Genomic DNA, 15,824 nt, shown 5'->3' on the forward strand with positions numbered 1-15,824 from the left:
GAATCCATCCCCATGTGGATTAAGTTCTGTGCCAACACGAACCTCGAAGACGCTCTCATCGCCGCGGAACTTGGCGCGAATGCGGTCGGCTTTGTCTTCGCTCCCAGCAAGCGCCAGGTGACCGCAGCACAGGTCGCAGCCATCACACCTCATCTCCCGTCAGCGCTCGAAAAGATCGGCGTCTTCATGTCAGCCGACGCACTCGAGATTGCAGAGATCGTCCGCTCCTCGGGACTCACCGGCGTTCAATTGCACGGAGCCTTCGACGCTGCTCTGGTCCGCTTACTGCGCGAGCATCTGGGAGAAGACATCTCGATCACCCAGACCGTCCACTGGGAAGTGGACGGCAAGACCAACAATGCAGAAGATCTCGCCGCCGAGTTGAAGGAAATAGCTCAAGAGCCCGCCATCGACCACGTCCTCATCGACTCGAAGAGCGCCAAAGGCGCGGGCGGGACCGGCGTCAGCTTCGACTGGAGCGAAGCGCGCGAAGCCCTCGCGCAGTTTCAGGGTAGGCTGATCGTCGCCGGGGGCCTGCATCCGGCCAACGTGGCTGCCGCCATCGCGGCGTTGAATCCTTGGGGCGTTGACGTCGCCAGCGGAGTTGAAGCAGAACCCGGAAGAAAAGACCGCCAAAAGCTGATGTGCTTCATCGACGCAGCCCGGAATGCGAGACCACGAGCAAGCTCTGGCCCTTACGTCATCACCCAACAGACGTAGGGTGGTCTATAGCACTCCTAGCGTAGGCTGTAAGCATCTGCATGTTTGCCAATCTGAGATCTAAGGCGACCGATGATTTCGGATCTGAACGAATTGCGGAAAGCGATCGACGAAGATCGGATCGTCCCGGGCTTCCAACCCATCACGGCGTTGCGAAGTGGCAGGCTAACCGGCTTTGAGTTGTTGTCGCGATGGCAACACCCGGCCTTCGGCCCTATCCTACCGGAAAACTTCATCCCCCTGGCCGAGCAGCACGGCCTCATCTGGGAGCTCACCCGCCAGGTCCTGCGCAAGGGCTTTGCGGCGGCCCGCGTCATCGCCGATCCACTCTTGCTCTCGATCAATGTCTCTCCCATCCAGTTGCGCGATAGCTCCCTGGTAAAGACGCTTCGAGACCTGGCCGATGTAGGCGGTTTTCCACTAAATCGCCTGATGATTGAGATCACCGAAAGCGCCATGTGCACCGACCTCCTACGCGCTCAGGTGGTGGCGAGGGACTTGAAAGCGATGGGCTGCCGGCTCGCCCTCGACGACTTCGGGACGGGCTACTCCAGCCTGGCACAACTTCAAGTGCTTCCCTTCGACGAGCTAAAGATCGACCGAATCTTCGTCAGCGCCATGACGAAGTCGCGGGAGAGCCGTAAGATCGTCGCATCGATCATCGGCCTCGGCCACAGCCTCGGGCTTACAACCGTCGCCGAAGGCGTCGAGACAGAGGCGCAGGCCGACATGTTGATCTGGCTGGGTTGTGAGCAGGTGCAGGGCTGGCTCTACGGCAAGGCCGTCCCGGTAGCTCAGATCCCAGGACTCATCGCCGCTCCTCCGCGTCCTATCTCGCCGGCGATGGCGAGCCCCGGCGAGGGATGGGCCAGTTCGAACCTCGAAGCTCTCCCCACCCAGCGCTTGTCCCAACTGCAAGCCATCTACGATGGTGCGCCGGTGGGCCTCTGCTTTCTCGATCGCAACTTTCGCTACATCAGCCTGAATCCGCGGCTCGCGGAGATCAATGACATTCCCCTCGCAGACCACATCGGCAAGACCGTCGCCGAGGTCCTCCCGGAGCTCTTTCCCCGGATCGAAGCGGCCCTCCTCGCCGTCCTCAACGGCGAATCGCTTCCGGAGACGGACATCGCGATTCCGGCAAAAGTCCCCGGCGACTCGCCGAAGATGCTTCGCGCGACCTTCTATCCAGCCTTCGACGAGGCAGACGAGGTCATTGGAATCTCAATCGCCGTGCTGGACCTCACCAGCGAGGCGGAGTCTGCGGCAAGGCACAGCGAAGAGGCAACACTGGTCGCACAGGCCGCCGAATTGACCCATGCGGTGGAAGCCCTGACCCAGAGCGTCCAGACCAGCTCCCAATGGGCGTCCGGTCCCGGCGATATCAGAGCGCGCACCCGCAATCTCGGGTGGATGGAAGCGTTGCATCCGGATGACCTGGAACCCGCCATCATCGCGATGAAGAACTCGCTCGACTCCGGGGTTCCCGTCGATATCAAATACCGCGTCGGCGATCTGGAAGGCAAGTGGAAGTGGATACAGTCACGCGGAAGACCGCGTTTCGCTCCCACAGGAGAAGTGGTTCGCTGGTACGGCAGTGTGCAGGAGATCCACGATCTCAAGATCGAAGCAGACAGCAGAATGCCCGTGCACAGCTAAGCGCACGGGCATCCATTCGACATCGGATCGATATCTGGATTTTTTGATTTGGAAGAGGTTCTGGACGGGGCCGACCTCGCGAAGCAGGCGGAATGTCCGCCGAATACGTTAGGGATTAGTGATGCGGCTGCGACTCGTGAATCCGCGCGTGGGGCGTGCGGTCATGAATGGTCGTCGAGCCATGCTGGTGAACGCTGGGAGTCTGCGTACGAGCTTCTGCAAGTACGGGACTTAGACCAGCAACCAGTGCGAATACGAGAGCAATTCTCAGTTTCATATTCTCCTCCGTTGCTGCTGATAAGACGCTCCGGCATGATGCTCGGATTCATGATTTTGTTGTGTGGCCCACTGGAAATTCGTTACAGAATCGCAGAAAACTCCCTCGCCAGGATTAAATTTCTGCCCGGGTGAGCTTGCGAGCTATTGGCGACCCGTGTATCGTCGACTTCAAGATGACTTTTGCCTCCAGCCGTTTTGGGTTTACCGTCCGCTACTGGCGCTCCTTTTGGGGCCCACGAGCGGCGTCGGCGGAGTAGCTTCATCTGAAACCTTGGCAGCACTTCAGTTGAATCGACATCCACACGAGCCGCGACCCCAAAGGTTGCGGCTTTTTCGTTTTAGACCTGCACTTCTTGATTTCGTTTAGAGGCACACTGGATATTGGTTTCGTTTTACAGGCGTATGAAATACCCGGTTCTGCTTAAGGGCACGGCTTTAGCCGTGCCGTAGGTGCTCTGTATCCGGTGCGGCTTCAGCCGATGGGGTACGGTTTTCGTTCAACTTCGGCCTTTTTGACCAGGCTTTTTAGAGGAAACTTTCGATGAGCGGTTCAGCGACGATAACGGAAACGATAGCGGAAGAGACGACAACCCCAGCCAGCGCCACGGCCGGACGCTTCGGAGCCTACGGCGGGCGCTATGTGCCGGAGACCCTGATGGCGGCGCTCGAAGAGCTCGAAGTCGCCTACGCAGCCGCGCAGACCGACCCGGCCTTTCACGCCGAGCTTGACGGCCTGCTGCACCACTACGCCGGCCGTCCCACCGCGCTCTACTACGCCAAGCGTTTATCCGAGACCCTCGGGGGCGCAAAGATTTACCTGAAGCGCGAAGACCTGCTCCACACCGGCGCGCACAAGATCAACAACGCGCTCGGCCAGGGCCTGCTCGCCAGGCGCATGGGCAAGCAGCGCATCATCGCCGAGACCGGCGCAGGCCAGCACGGCGTCGCCACCGCCACCGTCTGCGCTCTTCTCGGCCTCGACTGCGTCATCTACATGGGCCAGGAGGACATGCAGCGCCAGGAGCCGAACGTCTACCGCATGAGGCTTCTGGGCGCGGAGGTGCGCGGCGTCACCGGCGGCTCGGCCACGCTCAAGGACGCCATCAACGAGGCCATGCGCGACTGGGTCACCAACGTTCGCTCCACCTACTACGTCCTCGGCAGCGCCCTCGGAGCGCACCCCTACCCGACCATGGTCCGCGACTTCCACCGCGTCATCAGCCGCGAGGCGCGCCAGCAGATCCTGGATGCTGAGGGCAAACTTCCCAATACGATCGTCGCCTGCGTGGGCGGCGGATCGAACGCCATCGGAGCCTTCTACGAGTTCATCCCGGACGCCAACGTCGAACTGATCGGCGTAGAAGCCGGCGGCCGAGGCACAGGTCTCGGCGAACACGCCGCCCGCTTCCAGAAGATCGGCGGAGGCACCCCCGGCGTCCTCCAGGGCACGTACTCCTACGTCCTGCAAGACGACGCCGGACAGGTCTCCAGCACACACTCGGTCTCAGCTGGATTGGACTACGCCTCGGTCGGCCCGGAGCACGCGATGCTCCACGACTCCGGCCGCGCAACCTACGTTTCTTGCTCTGATGATGCAGCGCTGAAGGCGACTGTGACGCTCTCGCGGACGGAGGGGATAATTCCCGCGCTGGAGTCTGCCCATGCAGTAGCCGAAGCGATCCGACTTGCGCCGTCAAAGTCCCCAGATCAGATTATTATGGTCAACCTGAGTGGGCGGGGGGACAAGGATATGGGCATCCTCGCCCGTGAACTAAACCTACACGGCTCGCTTACACGATAGTTAGTCGACTTCGGAGGGTTCCGCCATGAAGATGCGTCGGTTGTTCTTAGTTATGCTAACTAGCTTGTTCGTTTACGGAAATTTGTTGAGCGCCCAACAAGATACACCGCCTGTTGCCTCGCCGGTAGACCATCCCTTGCGAGTGAGTGGCGTTGCGCCAGGAATGCGCATAGCTGGCCAACAAGCGGTGTATCCGCTTGCCGCAAAAGCCGCTGGTATTGAAGGTTCAGTTTTACTTAAGTTCACAATATCTGCTGAGGGTAAGCCGGAGGATATTCAAGTTCTGAGTGGTCCGCCGGAACTTCGTAAGGCCGCAGTTGATGTCGCTAAGACTTGGACTTATCGTCCTTATCTCAGTTCCGGTCATCCTATTGCGAAAGAGATAACTCAACCGGTCAACTTTCGCCTTGGCGATACGCCTGCAGAAAAGGCCGAAGCTCAGGCAAACGCCCAGGCGCAGCTTAAACAGGCCGCTGCGCAAGACTCGAAAGCGAAAGAATAGGTTTGATTACAACATATGCCAATTGACTTCCCCAAGAAACCCGGTATCGTCGCCTACCTCACCACCGGCGACCCCGACCTCAACACCACTCGCGACATCGCCCTCGCCGCCATCGACAACGGCGCCGACGTGATCGAACTCGGCGTCCCATTCTCCGATCCCCTAGCCGACGGCCCCGTCATCCAGCGCGCCAGCGAGCGTGCCGTAGCCCGCGGCGTCCGCATCACCGACGTCCTCGTCGTCGCGAAGCAGATCCGTGAAGCTCGACCCAACGCCGGCCTCGTCCTCTTCTCGTACCTCAACCCCGTCGTCCGCATCGGCATCGAGCCGCTCTGCCGCGAGGCCGCCGACTCCGGCATCGACGGCATCCTGCTGACCGACATGATCGTCGAAGAGGCCGACGAGTACCTCGAAGCTCTGCGCGCCAACCAGCTCGCGCCCATCTTCCTCGCCGCGCCAACCAGCCCAGACCGCCGCCTCAAGGCCATCGCCGAGGCCAGCCTCGCCACCGGCAAGACCGGCTTCGTCTACGCCATCTCCCGCGTCGGCATCACCGGCGCACAGACGCAGGTCGCCGACGACGCCGAAGACCTCGTAACCCGGCTGCGCCAGTTCACCAAGCTGCCCATCGCCGTCGGCTTCGGCATCTCGAACTCCATCCACGTTGCGGCCGTAGGCAAGTTCGCAGAGGCGGCCGTCATCGGCAGCGCGATCGTCTCGCTGATCGAAAAGACCCCGCCCGCGGAGGCAGCAACTGTTGTAGGCAGATTCATCTACAAACTCCGCGATGGCGCAGGCCCGTCCCAGCAGTCGGGTATCCGCATGGCGGTCCGGTAAACAGGGTTCCCAGTATGATGGGCGTTGCGGATTTCAACCTTCAACGTAGAGAGATAGCGGCACATGAGCGAGACAGGGAGCACAGAGTTGGAGCTGGCAGACTGGCGGGCCAAGATCGATGCCATCGACGAGCAGATCGTGAAGCTCATCAGCGAGCGAGCAGCAGCAGCAACCGCCATCGGCGAAATCAAGCATCGCAGCGGCCTCGCAGTCTATGAACCGCAGCGCGAACAAAGCGTCTTCGCACACGTAAAGCGAGTGAACCCCGGCCCGCTGCCCGACCAGGAGATGCAACACATCTACGAGCGCCTGATCGACGTCATGCGGTCGCTGCAGAAGAAGAGTTAGCAACAAGATTCAGTTTCATAGAAACAACAGCAAGGGACGCAGGCAAATGATCGTAGCGATGCAGGACCAGGCTTCCGATGAAGCCATTCAAAATGTGATCGAGCGTATGGTAGAGCTCGGGTTCAACGTCCACCGCACCACCGGCTCGGTGCAGACCATCCTCGCCGGCGTCGGCACACCCAGCCACTTCGACGTGGCCGAGTTCAAGGTGCTCGAGGGCGTCTACGACGCCTATCGCATCTCCTCACCCTACAAGCTCGCCGGTCGCAACTTCCGCCCCGAAGGCACACGCATCACCTTCCCCAACGGCGTCGTCGTCGGTGGCGACGAGATCGTCCTCATGGCTGGCCCCTGCTCGGTCGAGAACCGCGACCAGATCCTCACCTCCGCCCGCCAGGTCGCCGCAGCCGGTGCCCAGTTCCTCCGCGGCGGAGCCTTCAAGCCGCGCAGCTCGCCGTACAGCTTCCAGGGCCTCGGCCTTGAAGGCCTCAAGCTGCTGCGCGAGGTCGCCGATGAGACCGGCCTCCTCGTCATCACCGAGGTCATGGAGATCTCGCAGATCGACGTCATGCTCCCCTACATCGACTGCTTCCAGGTCGGCGCGCGCAACATGCAGAACTTCAACCTTCTGCGCGAGCTTGGCTACGTCCGCAAACCGGTGCTGATGAAGCGCGGCATATCCGCAACCATCGAAGAGGTCCTTCTCTCCGCCGAGTACATCCTCTCCGGCGGCAACTACGACCTCATGCTCTGCGAGCGCGGCATCCGCACCTTCGAGACCTACACCCGCAACACCATGGACGTCTCGGCCGTCCCCGTCCTCAAGAAGCTCACCCACCTGCCCGTCTTCGCCGACCCCTCACACGGCGTAGGCATCCGTGACCTCGTGCCACCCATGGCGCTGGCCTCTGTCGCCGCCGGTGCCGACGGCCTCCTGATGGAGATGCACCCCAACCCCGACAAAGCCATGTCCGACGGCGCACAATCCCTCCGCCCAGAGCAGTTGACGGAGCTGGTAAAGAAGTTGAAACAGCTAGCGCCGGTAGTGGGAAGAACCATCGCGGAGGGCGTTCCCGCGCTCCAGAAATAGCTTTCATAGCGCAATTGGCGGCGGTAAAATTGAGGTTAGCGAGGTGCGCTAATGGCCGTAATTACTGAAGAAGAAAAGCTTCGCCGCCGCCAATCGAACGAAGACGCCATCGGCACCCTCGCGATGGAGGGATTGTCTCTGGACGCTCCTACGCTCGCGCTGATGCGTCGATTCGAAGAGGGCGAGTTGGATCGCGAAGAGCTTTCTGCTGCGGTACGGTCGCGCGTTGCCAGCCTCCACGCCCGGATGTCATCTGCCGGTTTAGTAGACGCTATCGTTGGCGCGGCCTGATCGAAGGTGAGTTCCGGATTCACAAACGATCCGCACTCGGAACTCGGCAATGCGTGTCCGCGCAACCTCTTCAAGCTTACGAACTACGCTGACCTTCACGCCCTCGAAGCTCCTCTCGTTTTTACTCGAATCGGCGAGATGAGAGATCGCGGAGTCACCGGCGACTTCGACACAGCCCATCTCCTCGACATCCACAAATACCTCTTCCAGGACGTCTTCCCCTGGGCCGGCGAGCTGCGAGTCGTCGACATCTCGAAAGGCAACACCAACTTCGGCCCCGCTATGCAAATCGGTAGCGCGCTTCATGAGCTCTTCAACAAGCTCGCGAAAGAGAAGCTGCTCACAAATCTCAACACACTATCCTTCATCACACGAGCCGCCTTCTATCTCGGCGAGATAAATGCCATCCATCCCTTCCGCGAAGGCAACGGCCGCAGCCAGCGCGAGTTCATCCGCCCGCTCGCCCTGCACGCAGGCCACCCGCTCTCGTGGTCGCTGGTCGGGACGGGCTTCACCCAGCAGCAGATGATCGATGCCTCCATCCTCTCCCACACTCAAGGCGACAACACCCAGCTTGCTGCCATAATCGAAGCTGCGCTGTTCTCCAGGCGCGCGAGTAAATCTTCAAGCGAATGATCGAGCGGATCGTCATTATCGGGACTGGACTGATCGGTGCATCAGTGGGTCTCGCCCTGCGTCAGGCCGGATTCGTCGGCTCCATCTCAGGCTTCGACGCCAGCGGAGCCGAGCTGGCTGCGGCACTCGAAAATGGCGCGATCGACACCGTCCTGCATAGCCGCGCCGAGACGCTGGCCGCCTGTGAGAGCGCCGACCTCATCGTCCTCGCCGTCCCCGTGCTCGCCATCCTCGACTGGATGCACCTCCTCGCTCCCGTGCTGAAGCTCGGCCAGCTCGTCACCGACGTAGGCAGCACAAAACTCCAGATCACCGAAGCCGCCACACGGCTCTTCGCAGGCAAGCAGTCAGCGACCTTTCTCCCCGGCCACCCCATGGCCGGCAAGGAATCTGGCGGCGCGGCGCTCGCCGAGGCCACACTCTTCCAAAATGCAATGTGGCTCTTCACCCCGCCCACAAACCACGAGCCTTCAGCCATCGAACAGGAATGGCGTACCTGGGTCGCGAAGTTCGGCGCACGCACGCTCAACCTCGACGCCGCCCATCACGATGAGCTCTGCGCGTGGGTCAGCCATCTCCCACAGATGCTCTCCACCGCTCTCGCCGCGCTGCTTGAAGACACCTTCGGCAACGATCCCGCGCGGCGCGCCGAGATCGACGCCATCGGCGGTCGCGCGTTACGCGAGATGACGCGCCTTGGCGCAAGCCCCTACAGCATGTGGCGCGACGTCGCTCTCTCGAACACCGATCCCGTTGCCGCAACCCTGCTCGCGCTCGAACAGCGCCTCCAGCACATCCGCGAGAACCTCAAGACCCCCGAGCTGCGCGAAGAATTCCTTCTAGCCAACAAGTTCCGCGAAGCCCGATAACACTTCTCGCTCGTCATTCTGAGGCGTAGCCGAAGAATCCCCGCATTTTGTTCGGGGCACCACCGAGCCCTAAGCCCCGCCCCGCCGAACAAACCCACGATCCAGCCTATACACCAGCGCAATCGCCACAAGATACGCAACAATATCCCACCAAGAGAAATACCGTCCCAGCAACAACTGTCCCGCCAGCGTCCGCCTGAACGCATCCAGCACCGACTCGTGATACAGCTTGAAGAACTCCACCAAAGCCGCAACCACCGCCGCAAATATCGCCGTTGTCAGCGCGCTCCACGCAGGCGCAAGCAAAGCAACGACCCAATACACCATCGCTGCCCACAGCATCGATCCGCCATACTTCACGATCACGTAAGGCAGCCCCATCGGCACGCGCCGCAGCACCAGCCCGAGAACAATGGTCAGGATGAGCAACGCAACATAGGCGGAGCGGCGGGAGTTGGATGCAGATGGCATGTCTTCTCATGTTAAGTGAAAGTGCGCCCTGCGCGGGCAGCGGTCACTTCGTGACGCGTATACCGCTTCGCGTTGTTCGCGAACAACTCTTCATCTCGACCGAAGGAAGGGCGACGCCAAGCCCAACACAAGTCACGAAGTGACCGCCCCGCGCGCAGCGGGTCTTTTCAGTCTTTCGGTAATCTAAACAAGTATGAAGCTGACCATCGCAGCGATCCGTTCCGGCACCGACCCCGTAGGCAAGCTGCCCCACGCCGCCTTCCATCGCTGGCTTGAAGACCCCATCTACTGCCAGAAGTGTGACGCCGCCTACAACCTCGTCGTCCCATGGGACGATGCCGTCAGCAAGTTCTTCGAAGACCAGTCGCGCCCCCTCATCCTGATGCTGCGCAAGGCCGTGCAGCTTGGCCACGGCAACAACCACCGCGTCTCCCACTTCGAGACCTCAGGCGTCGTCGTTCGCAGCATCACCTCCGCGAATTGAAGCGACACCAGCGCCTCATCACGTAACATTGACGAGATGATTACCGAAGCCACCAGCATCAGCCTCGATGACGTCCTCGCAGCACGGGAGCGGCTGCGTGGCTCGATTTATTACTCCCCCTGCCCGCACTCGGTGATGCTCTCCGCTCAGACCGGCCAGGAGATCTACCTCAAGCTCGAAAACCTGCAGATGACGGGCAGCTTCAAGGAGCGCGGCGCGCTCAACCGCATCGCCATGCTCACGCCGGAGCAGGCCGGCCGCGGCGTCATCGCCGCCAGCGCCGGCAACCACGCCCAGGGCGTCGCCTACCACGCGACCAAGCGCGGCATCCGCGCTCTCATCGTCATGCCGCTCGCGACCCCGCTGGTCAAGGTCACGGCAACCCGCGGCTTCGGCGCCGAAGTCCTCCTCTACGGCGCAAATTACGACGAAGCCTGCGAAGAGGCCACCCGCCTAGCCGCCGAGCAGAACCTTACCTTCATCCACCCCTTCGACGACCCCGCCGTCATGGCCGGGCAAGGCACCATCGGCCTCGAACTCCTCGAACAGATCCCCGAACTCGAAGCCGTCGTCGTCCCCATCGGCGGCGGCGGCCTCATCGGCGGAATCGCCTGCGCCATCAAGCAGTCGAAGCCCTCGGTCCGCGTCATCGGCGTCCAGACCGCGCGCCTGCCCTCCATGCAGATCGCCATCGAACAGGGCCACCCGGTCACCATCGACCCTTCGACCACCATCGCCGACGGCATCGCCGTCCGCCGCGCAGGAGACGTGAACTTCCCCGTCGTCCAGCAGTATGTCGATGAGATCGTCACCGTCGATGAGGATGAGATCGCCTCCTCCATCCTCGTCCTGCTCGAACGCGAGAAGACCCTCGCCGAAGGCGCAGGCGCAACCGCCCTCGCCGCTCTCCTTCAGAAGAAGACATCGCTATCTGCTCGTCCGCTGCCTGCTCACACCGCCGTTCTGGTCTGCGGCGGCAACATCGACGTGACCCTGCTCTCCCGCATCATCGAGCGCGGTCTCGTGCAGGATGGCCGCATGATCCGCCTCCGCATCCATCTGCTCGACAAGCCCGGCGCTCTCGCAGAACTCACCGCCCTCATGGCCAAGTACCGCGCCAACATCGTCGACACCCTCTACAACCGCGCCTACTACGGTGTGAACCTCGGCGACACCACCATCGACATCACGCTCGAAACTCGCGGTCGCGAACAGGTCGAAGAGCTGCTTGGCGCTCTAACCACCGGCGGATATAAGTTCAGCCGCGTCCTGTAAGAACTTCTGAACACGAGGCCGCCACAATCCAACCCTTGTCCTCCTTCGACGAAGTCGGAGGATCTGCTGTTACAAGGGTGCCGAGTGCCCATATCTGGCAGCTTCATCGCCAGATGTGGGAACCCCGCCACCAGTCCAAAAGGGAATTACCGATAACCGCTGCGCAGAGAAATGGAGTAGCAGCGGGCTTCAGCCCGCGATAACCACCCACAACGAAAAGGGGCTTCAGCCCCGGAGACCGCGCTCCCAGAGCGTCTGCGTAGCTTTCGCATTCAACTGCCGGGCCAGCTTCGTCGAGTACGCCACCGAGGCCATCAGCGCGTGATACTCCGCGCCCGGCGCCATCTCACCGTCCGAATGGAACCCCCTGAACCGCCGTAGCTGCACAATCTGATCGTCCAGCAGAGCCAGGCATGCCTTCATCTCCAGAAGCTCGATCTCTTCTCTCTGCTCCCTGGTCAACCGCGCCTTCGCATACAGTTCGTCGCTCATAGCGGCGATCTTATTTCGCCCCGGCGAAGGGCTTTATCCCACACTCGCGCTACGCCGCGTCAGGACATCACGTTCGTACCGCATCTATTCGCGGCTGAAGCTGGTCTCCGCCTTTTCCTTTTGCCGTTCAACAGCAAGTTGAATCAGTCGATCGATCAGCTTCTTGTAAGGCAAACCCGACGCCGCCCACAGCTTCGGGTACATGCTGATCTTCGTGAACCCCGGCATGGTGTTGATCTCGTTCAGGAAGATCCTCGCAGGCTGCCCCTTGCGTTTCGGCTCCATCAGGAAGTCCACCCGCGCAAGTCCCGCACAATCGCAGGCGCGAAACGCCGCGAGCGCCATCTCTCGAATCTGCTTCGCTTCCGCCTTCGAGAGCTCTGCCGGAATAATCGGCACCGAAGCATCCGAATGGTACTTGGCGTTGTAGTCGTAAAACTCCGCCCCCGGCACGATCTCACCCACCACCGAAGCCTCCGGCGCATCGTTGCCCAGCACGGCCACCTCAAGCTCCCGAGGCTTCGCTCCCGGCCCACCCACACCCTGCTCGATCACCAGCTTGCGATCGAAGCTCGCGGCAAGGTCCATCGCCGCCGCGAGCTCGCTGCGATCGTGCACCTTGCTGATTCCCACCGAAGATCCCAGGTTCGCCGGCTTCACAAACACCGGATACTCGAGCGCCTTCTCAATCAGCTTCGTGCAACGCTTCGCATCCGCCTTCCACTCGCTGCGCAACAATGCAATGTGCGGCGTCTGCGGCAGTCCGGCAGCCGCGAACAGCCGCTTCATCACATCCTTGTCCATTCCAGCCGACGAACCAAGCACGCCAGAGCCAACGTAAGCTACATCCGCAAGCTCAAGCAGCCCCTGAATCGTGCCGTCTTCACCAAACGTTCCATGCAGCACCGGAAAGATGAGGTCGACTCCAAGAGCATTGTTCTCTGACGATGACTGCGCGAGAGCAGTATCAGCACTGGCGACAAGGTCGATTGTCTGAAAAACCTGCGCCACATGCGGCTTCGGCGCAGGGATGCGCAGCGGCTCTCCACTGCGAATCACAGCCGCAGCAATGGCAATCTCAGGGTCGTGTTCGGACGGCACTTCAAGAGCCGAAGGCGCAGGCGAACCAGTAAGCAAGTGCTGCGCCTCGAGGTCGCGCACCCATTGCCCTTGCTTCGTAATGCCAAGCGGAACGATCTCGTACTTCTTGCGATCGATCGCTTTAAGAATCGAGGCAGCAGAGAGCAGCGAGACCTCATGCTCGCCAGAGCGCCCACCGAAGAGAATGCCGATGCGAAGTTTTTTCTTTGCCAACTTAGATATTCCTTCCGAACGTGCGCTCAACGCGGGTTGAAACCTTGAAATACCAAAACCATAGGACAACGTTAAAGGCATTCGTCGCCGCGCTCATAAACTCCTTCGTAACAGTCTCTGGGGAACGCCCAAGCGACTGCAATTTGAACCCGAAATGGATTTGCATCGCGACGTACACGAGCCTGCTTACGAAGAGAAGCCGCAACAGAGTAAAGGCAGAGTCCGAACGCATCCAGGTTGCGACGCCGGCACAGATCATAAAGATCAACATCACACCATAGGTCACGGTCCAATAGAGTTGGGCCGACCTCGCGATGCGGCCAAGCCAAGTGAGCGGTGCAATGATGGTCAGCGAGATGCAGAAAAAGAGAAGCCATCCACCGATAGCTTCTCGGGGCGTTTCTGGCGGCAAGCTCTCCATCTGCCACGCTGGCTGCCATTCTTCGGGCATTGCTCTCCTTAGGGATAAATCCTGTTCAGCGTTCTCGCGAACGGAATCGTCTCGCGCACATGATCCAAGCCGCAGATCCACGCCACCGCCCGCTCAATTCCCATCCCAAACCCAGCATGAGGCACCGACCCGTACCGCCGCAGATCCAGATACCACTGGAACGCATCGAGCGGCAGATGATGTTCCTCAATCCGGCTCTTCAGCAGGTCGTAGCTATCGATGCGCTGGCTACCGCCGATGATCTCGCCATATCCCTCCGGCGCAAGCACATCCACGCAAAGCGCCTTCGTCGGATCGAGCGGGTCGGGCTGCATGTAGAACGCCTTGAACGCCGCAGGATAGCGATGCACCATCACTGGTCGGTCGTACTGGCTTGATATGTACGTCTCATCAGGCGACCCGAAGTCATTGCCGTAGACAAACTCGTTCTCGATCTTGCCTTCCTTGAAGGCCTCTGCCAGCATCGTCGCAGCCTCGTCGTAGCTGATCTTCGGAAACGGAGCCTGGATCGTCTCGAGCTTCGTCACATCGCGGCCAATCACCTTCAGATCGGCCCGATGACCTTCCAGCACACGAGCAACGATGTGCGCGATGAAGTTCTCCGCCAACTCCATCAACTCATCGAGACCGATATAAGCGACCTCCGGCTCGATCATCCAGAACTCCGTCAGGTGCCGCCGCGTCTTGGACTTCTCCGCGCGGAACGTCGGCCCGAAGCTGTACACCTTGCCAAGCGCCAGCGCCGTAGCCTCGATATAGAGCTGCCCCGACTGCGTCAGATACGCCTTGTCGTTATCGAAGTAGTCCATCTCGAACAGCTCGCTCGTTCCTTCACAAGCATTCGGCGTCAGAATCGGCGGATCGGTGCGCGTGAAGCCGTTCGTATCGAAGTACTCCGCAGCAGCGCGCATGATGGTCGCGCGGACGCGAAGAATCGCCGACTGCCGTGGCGTCCGCACCCACAGATGCCGGTGCTCCATCAGAAAGTCGACGCCATGCTCCTTCAGCGAGATCGGAAAAGGCGTCTCCGCCGAAACCTGCTGCACGATCTCAAGATCGATCACATCAAGCTCAAACCCGCTGGGAGCGCGGCTGTCAGCGCGAACCTTGCCCGTAACGATGACGCTCGACTCCAGCGTGAGCCCCTTGATGCGATCAAAGACCTCCAGCGCCACCGCCGCCTTCGGCACGATGCCCTGGATCGTTCCCGTGCCGTCGCGAAAGATGGGGAAGAGCAGCTTGCCGCTCTCGCGAAGGTTATACAGCCAGCCGCGCAGGGTGATCGTCTCGCCTTCATGGGCGGCCAGCGTGGCGATTGTTGGATAAGTTACTTTTTCGGTTACAGACTCTGGCATGTGTATCTCTTTCAGTTACAAATAGCGTTTTCGACTTAGAAAGTTGCTCACTCTTTTGCTTGTCTTTCCCGAAGGGAATCTGCTTCTGCATTTTTCTCGAAGAGATCGTACGCCGTCCGCGCCTTCGCGGTCACCGTCTCAGCCGTCTCCTCGAGCTCATGCGAAATCTCAAGAATCCCTGGAAGGCCGGCAGGAAGCTGTGCCGCCAGACGCGACAAAGCAGCCCAGTCGATCGCACCCGACCCTGGCCACAGATGCTCATCGCGCACACCGCCGTTGTCATGCACATGAAGCTCCGCGATACGCGGCTTTAGTAACGCAAACGAGCCTTCAAGCCCAATCTCCGAAAGCTGCGCATGACCCGTATCGAAGCAGACGCCCACGTTATCGAAGTGCCCCACCTTCAGCACCTCGAGGATATGCTCCGGCGTGGCCACCTCGTTGTGCAGGTTCTCCACCAGGCACTTCACTCCGAGCGGACGCGCAAACGCCTTCAGATGCTCAATCGCCGTCAGCGAGTTCTCAAGCGACCGCGCGCTCCAGTGGTCCTCGCGCACACCCAGATGCAGCACGACCGCACCAAACGGTATCTGCTCCGCAGACTCCAGCGCCCGCTTCACCTCATCCATCGCATCGATCCGGCGCGACTTCTCCACATCGATCAGGTTCAGCGTGGGCGCGACATGCCGGCTCCACTGCGCATCCGCATACAGCGGCTGGTGCAGCGTAGCCGTGACCTCGTTCGACCGGAACCACTGCGCAATCTCGCGCACCGCCGAGCGATCGGCGTAGTCGAAGTGATGGCGCGCGGCGAAGATCTCAATCGACCTAGCCCCGCCCCGAACCATAGCATCCAGCAGGCCAGGGTGCAGGCGCTGCTGGAGAAATACGTGGGTAGAAATTCCAGGCTGCATCACTTCTAGGCTAACAGCCTGCGGTTTCAACGGCAC

19 protein-coding genes are annotated in these 15,824 nt (G+C 60.7%); 12 read left to right on the forward strand and 7 right to left on the reverse strand.

Annotation, left to right across the window (positions count from 1 at the left end; all coding sequences use genetic code 11):
- The first annotated feature begins 12 nt into the window (after positions 1–12).
- Both OHL18_RS02955 and OHL18_RS02960 read left to right on the forward strand, forming a co-directional pair.
- Positions 13–720 carry a phosphoribosylanthranilate isomerase gene (locus OHL18_RS02955; protein ID WP_263373338.1) on the forward strand — a complete coding sequence of 236 codons (708 nt, stop codon included), beginning with the start codon at positions 13–15 and terminating at the stop codon, positions 718–720.
- A 72-nt stretch (positions 721–792) separates the two neighbouring features.
- Positions 793–2,379, forward strand: coding sequence for an EAL domain-containing protein (locus OHL18_RS02960; protein WP_263373339.1), 1,587 nt, complete (start codon positions 793–795; stop codon positions 2,377–2,379).
- Positions 2,380–2,494: 115 nt separating this feature from the next.
- Here OHL18_RS02960 and OHL18_RS02965 read toward each other — a convergent pair whose 3' ends face one another.
- Positions 2,495–2,656, reverse strand: coding sequence for a hypothetical protein (locus OHL18_RS02965; protein ID WP_263373340.1), 162 nt, complete (start codon positions 2,654–2,656; stop codon positions 2,495–2,497).
- 543 nt (positions 2,657–3,199) lie between these two features.
- Between OHL18_RS02965 and trpB the strand changes: the two genes are divergently transcribed.
- The 8 genes from trpB to OHL18_RS03005 all read left to right on the forward strand — a co-directional run bounded on the left by trpB (position 3,200) and on the right by OHL18_RS03005 (position 9,032).
- Positions 3,200–4,459, forward strand: a complete 1,260-nt coding sequence (gene trpB, locus OHL18_RS02970; protein WP_263373341.1) for a tryptophan synthase subunit beta — start codon at positions 3,200–3,202, stop codon at positions 4,457–4,459.
- A gap of 25 nt (positions 4,460–4,484) precedes the next feature.
- Entirely contained in the window at positions 4,485–4,961 is a 477-nt protein-coding gene (locus tag OHL18_RS02975; protein WP_263373342.1) for an energy transducer TonB, read from the forward strand.
- A 15-nt stretch (positions 4,962–4,976) separates the two neighbouring features.
- Positions 4,977–5,798 carry a tryptophan synthase subunit alpha gene (gene trpA / locus OHL18_RS02980; protein ID WP_263373343.1) on the forward strand — a complete coding sequence of 274 codons (822 nt, stop codon included), beginning with the start codon at positions 4,977–4,979 and terminating at the stop codon, positions 5,796–5,798.
- A 63-nt stretch (positions 5,799–5,861) separates the two neighbouring features.
- Positions 5,862–6,146, forward strand: a complete 285-nt coding sequence (gene pheA / locus OHL18_RS02985; RefSeq protein WP_317890456.1) for a chorismate mutase — start codon at positions 5,862–5,864, stop codon at positions 6,144–6,146.
- 46 nt (positions 6,147–6,192) lie between these two features.
- Positions 6,193–7,236, forward strand: a complete 1,044-nt coding sequence (aroF, locus tag OHL18_RS02990) for a 3-deoxy-7-phosphoheptulonate synthase (protein WP_263373344.1) — start codon at positions 6,193–6,195, stop codon at positions 7,234–7,236.
- Positions 7,237–7,287: 51 nt separating this feature from the next.
- The gene (locus OHL18_RS02995) at positions 7,288–7,527 is read left to right on the forward strand and encodes an antitoxin VbhA family protein (RefSeq protein WP_263373345.1); all 240 of its coding nucleotides are present in this window, start codon (positions 7,288–7,290) and stop codon (positions 7,525–7,527) included.
- A gap of 6 nt (positions 7,528–7,533) precedes the next feature.
- Entirely contained in the window at positions 7,534–8,163 is a 630-nt protein-coding gene (locus OHL18_RS03000; protein ID WP_263373346.1) for a Fic/DOC family protein, read from the forward strand.
- Entirely contained in the window at positions 8,160–9,032 is an 873-nt protein-coding gene (locus OHL18_RS03005) for a prephenate dehydrogenase (RefSeq protein WP_263373347.1), read from the forward strand. Before OHL18_RS03000 ends, OHL18_RS03005 begins: the two co-directional genes overlap by 4 nt.
- A gap of 69 nt (positions 9,033–9,101) precedes the next feature.
- On the opposite strand, the gene OHL18_RS03010 is transcribed toward OHL18_RS03005, so the two are convergent.
- Positions 9,102–9,503: a ribosomal maturation YjgA family protein gene (locus OHL18_RS03010; protein WP_263373348.1), complete on the reverse strand. Its 402-nt coding sequence runs from the start codon at positions 9,501–9,503 to the stop codon at positions 9,102–9,104.
- Between the two features lie 193 nt (positions 9,504–9,696).
- On the opposite strand from OHL18_RS03010, the gene OHL18_RS03015 reads away from it, so the two are divergent.
- Positions 9,697–9,987, forward strand: coding sequence for a hypothetical protein (locus OHL18_RS03015; protein WP_263373349.1), 291 nt, complete (start codon positions 9,697–9,699; stop codon positions 9,985–9,987).
- 36 nt (positions 9,988–10,023) lie between these two features.
- Positions 10,024–11,262: a threonine ammonia-lyase gene (gene ilvA / locus OHL18_RS03020; protein WP_263373350.1), complete on the forward strand. Its 1,239-nt coding sequence runs from the start codon at positions 10,024–10,026 to the stop codon at positions 11,260–11,262.
- A 225-nt stretch (positions 11,263–11,487) separates the two neighbouring features.
- Here ilvA and OHL18_RS03025 read toward each other — a convergent pair whose 3' ends face one another.
- The 5 genes from OHL18_RS03025 to OHL18_RS03045 form a co-directional block, all read right to left on the reverse strand.
- The gene (locus OHL18_RS03025) at positions 11,488–11,754 is read right to left on the reverse strand and encodes a hypothetical protein (protein ID WP_263373351.1); all 267 of its coding nucleotides are present in this window, start codon (positions 11,752–11,754) and stop codon (positions 11,488–11,490) included.
- Positions 11,755–11,838: 84 nt separating this feature from the next.
- Positions 11,839–13,068 (reverse strand): D-alanine--D-alanine ligase family protein, encoded by a 1,230-nt coding sequence (locus OHL18_RS03030; protein ID WP_263373352.1) that lies wholly within the window; start codon positions 13,066–13,068, stop codon positions 11,839–11,841.
- A gap of 1 nt (position 13,069) precedes the next feature.
- Complete coding sequence (locus OHL18_RS03035) at positions 13,070–13,519, reverse strand: hypothetical protein (protein ID WP_263373353.1); 450 nt, start codon at positions 13,517–13,519, stop codon at positions 13,070–13,072.
- 8 nt (positions 13,520–13,527) lie between these two features.
- Positions 13,528–14,874, reverse strand: a complete 1,347-nt coding sequence (gene asnS, locus OHL18_RS03040; protein WP_263373354.1) for an asparagine--tRNA ligase — start codon at positions 14,872–14,874, stop codon at positions 13,528–13,530.
- Between the two features lie 47 nt (positions 14,875–14,921).
- A complete protein-coding gene (locus tag OHL18_RS03045; RefSeq protein ID WP_263373355.1) occupies positions 14,922–15,788 on the reverse strand; it encodes a sugar phosphate isomerase/epimerase family protein in 867 nt (288 codons plus the stop codon).
- Between the last annotated feature and the right edge of the window lie 36 nt (positions 15,789–15,824).

Source organism: Granulicella aggregans (assembly GCF_025685565.1).
In the GTDB taxonomy this organism is placed as follows: Bacteria; Acidobacteriota; Terriglobia; order Terriglobales; family Acidobacteriaceae; genus Edaphobacter; species Edaphobacter aggregans_B.

What these genes read in the sequence shown, in the direction of transcription:
- trpA (WP_263373343.1), top strand. Translation starts at nt 4,977, where the DNA reads ATGCCAATTGACTTCCCCAAGAAACCCGGTATCGTCGCCTACCTCACC.
- OHL18_RS03005 (WP_263373347.1), top strand. Translation starts at nt 8,160, where the DNA reads ATGATCGAGCGGATCGTCATTATCGGGACTGGACTGATCGGTGCATCA.
- ilvA (WP_263373350.1), top strand. Translation starts at nt 10,024, where the DNA reads ATGATTACCGAAGCCACCAGCATCAGCCTCGATGACGTCCTCGCAGCA.
- OHL18_RS03035 (WP_263373353.1), bottom strand. Translation starts at nt 13,519, where the DNA reads ATGCCCGAAGAATGGCAGCCAGCGTGGCAGATGGAGAGCTTGCCGCCA.
- OHL18_RS02995 (WP_263373345.1), top strand. Translation starts at nt 7,288, where the DNA reads ATGGCCGTAATTACTGAAGAAGAAAAGCTTCGCCGCCGCCAATCGAAC.
- aroF (WP_263373344.1), top strand. Translation starts at nt 6,193, where the DNA reads ATGATCGTAGCGATGCAGGACCAGGCTTCCGATGAAGCCATTCAAAAT.
- OHL18_RS03045 (WP_263373355.1), bottom strand. Translation starts at nt 15,788, where the DNA reads ATGCAGCCTGGAATTTCTACCCACGTATTTCTCCAGCAGCGCCTGCAC.
- OHL18_RS02965 (WP_263373340.1), bottom strand. Translation starts at nt 2,656, where the DNA reads ATGAAACTGAGAATTGCTCTCGTATTCGCACTGGTTGCTGGTCTAAGT.
- OHL18_RS03015 (WP_263373349.1), top strand. Translation starts at nt 9,697, where the DNA reads ATGAAGCTGACCATCGCAGCGATCCGTTCCGGCACCGACCCCGTAGGC.
- asnS (WP_263373354.1), bottom strand. Translation starts at nt 14,874, where the DNA reads ATGCCAGAGTCTGTAACCGAAAAAGTAACTTATCCAACAATCGCCACG.
- OHL18_RS02975 (WP_263373342.1), top strand. Translation starts at nt 4,485, where the DNA reads ATGAAGATGCGTCGGTTGTTCTTAGTTATGCTAACTAGCTTGTTCGTT.
- OHL18_RS02960 (WP_263373339.1), top strand. Translation starts at nt 793, where the DNA reads ATGATTTCGGATCTGAACGAATTGCGGAAAGCGATCGACGAAGATCGG.
- OHL18_RS03025 (WP_263373351.1), bottom strand. Translation starts at nt 11,754, where the DNA reads ATGAGCGACGAACTGTATGCGAAGGCGCGGTTGACCAGGGAGCAGAGA.
- OHL18_RS02955 (WP_263373338.1), top strand. Translation starts at nt 13, where the DNA reads ATGTGGATTAAGTTCTGTGCCAACACGAACCTCGAAGACGCTCTCATC.
- pheA (WP_317890456.1), top strand. Translation starts at nt 5,862, where the DNA reads ATGAGCGAGACAGGGAGCACAGAGTTGGAGCTGGCAGACTGGCGGGCC.
- trpB (WP_263373341.1), top strand. Translation starts at nt 3,200, where the DNA reads ATGAGCGGTTCAGCGACGATAACGGAAACGATAGCGGAAGAGACGACA.
- OHL18_RS03010 (WP_263373348.1), bottom strand. Translation starts at nt 9,503, where the DNA reads ATGCCATCTGCATCCAACTCCCGCCGCTCCGCCTATGTTGCGTTGCTC.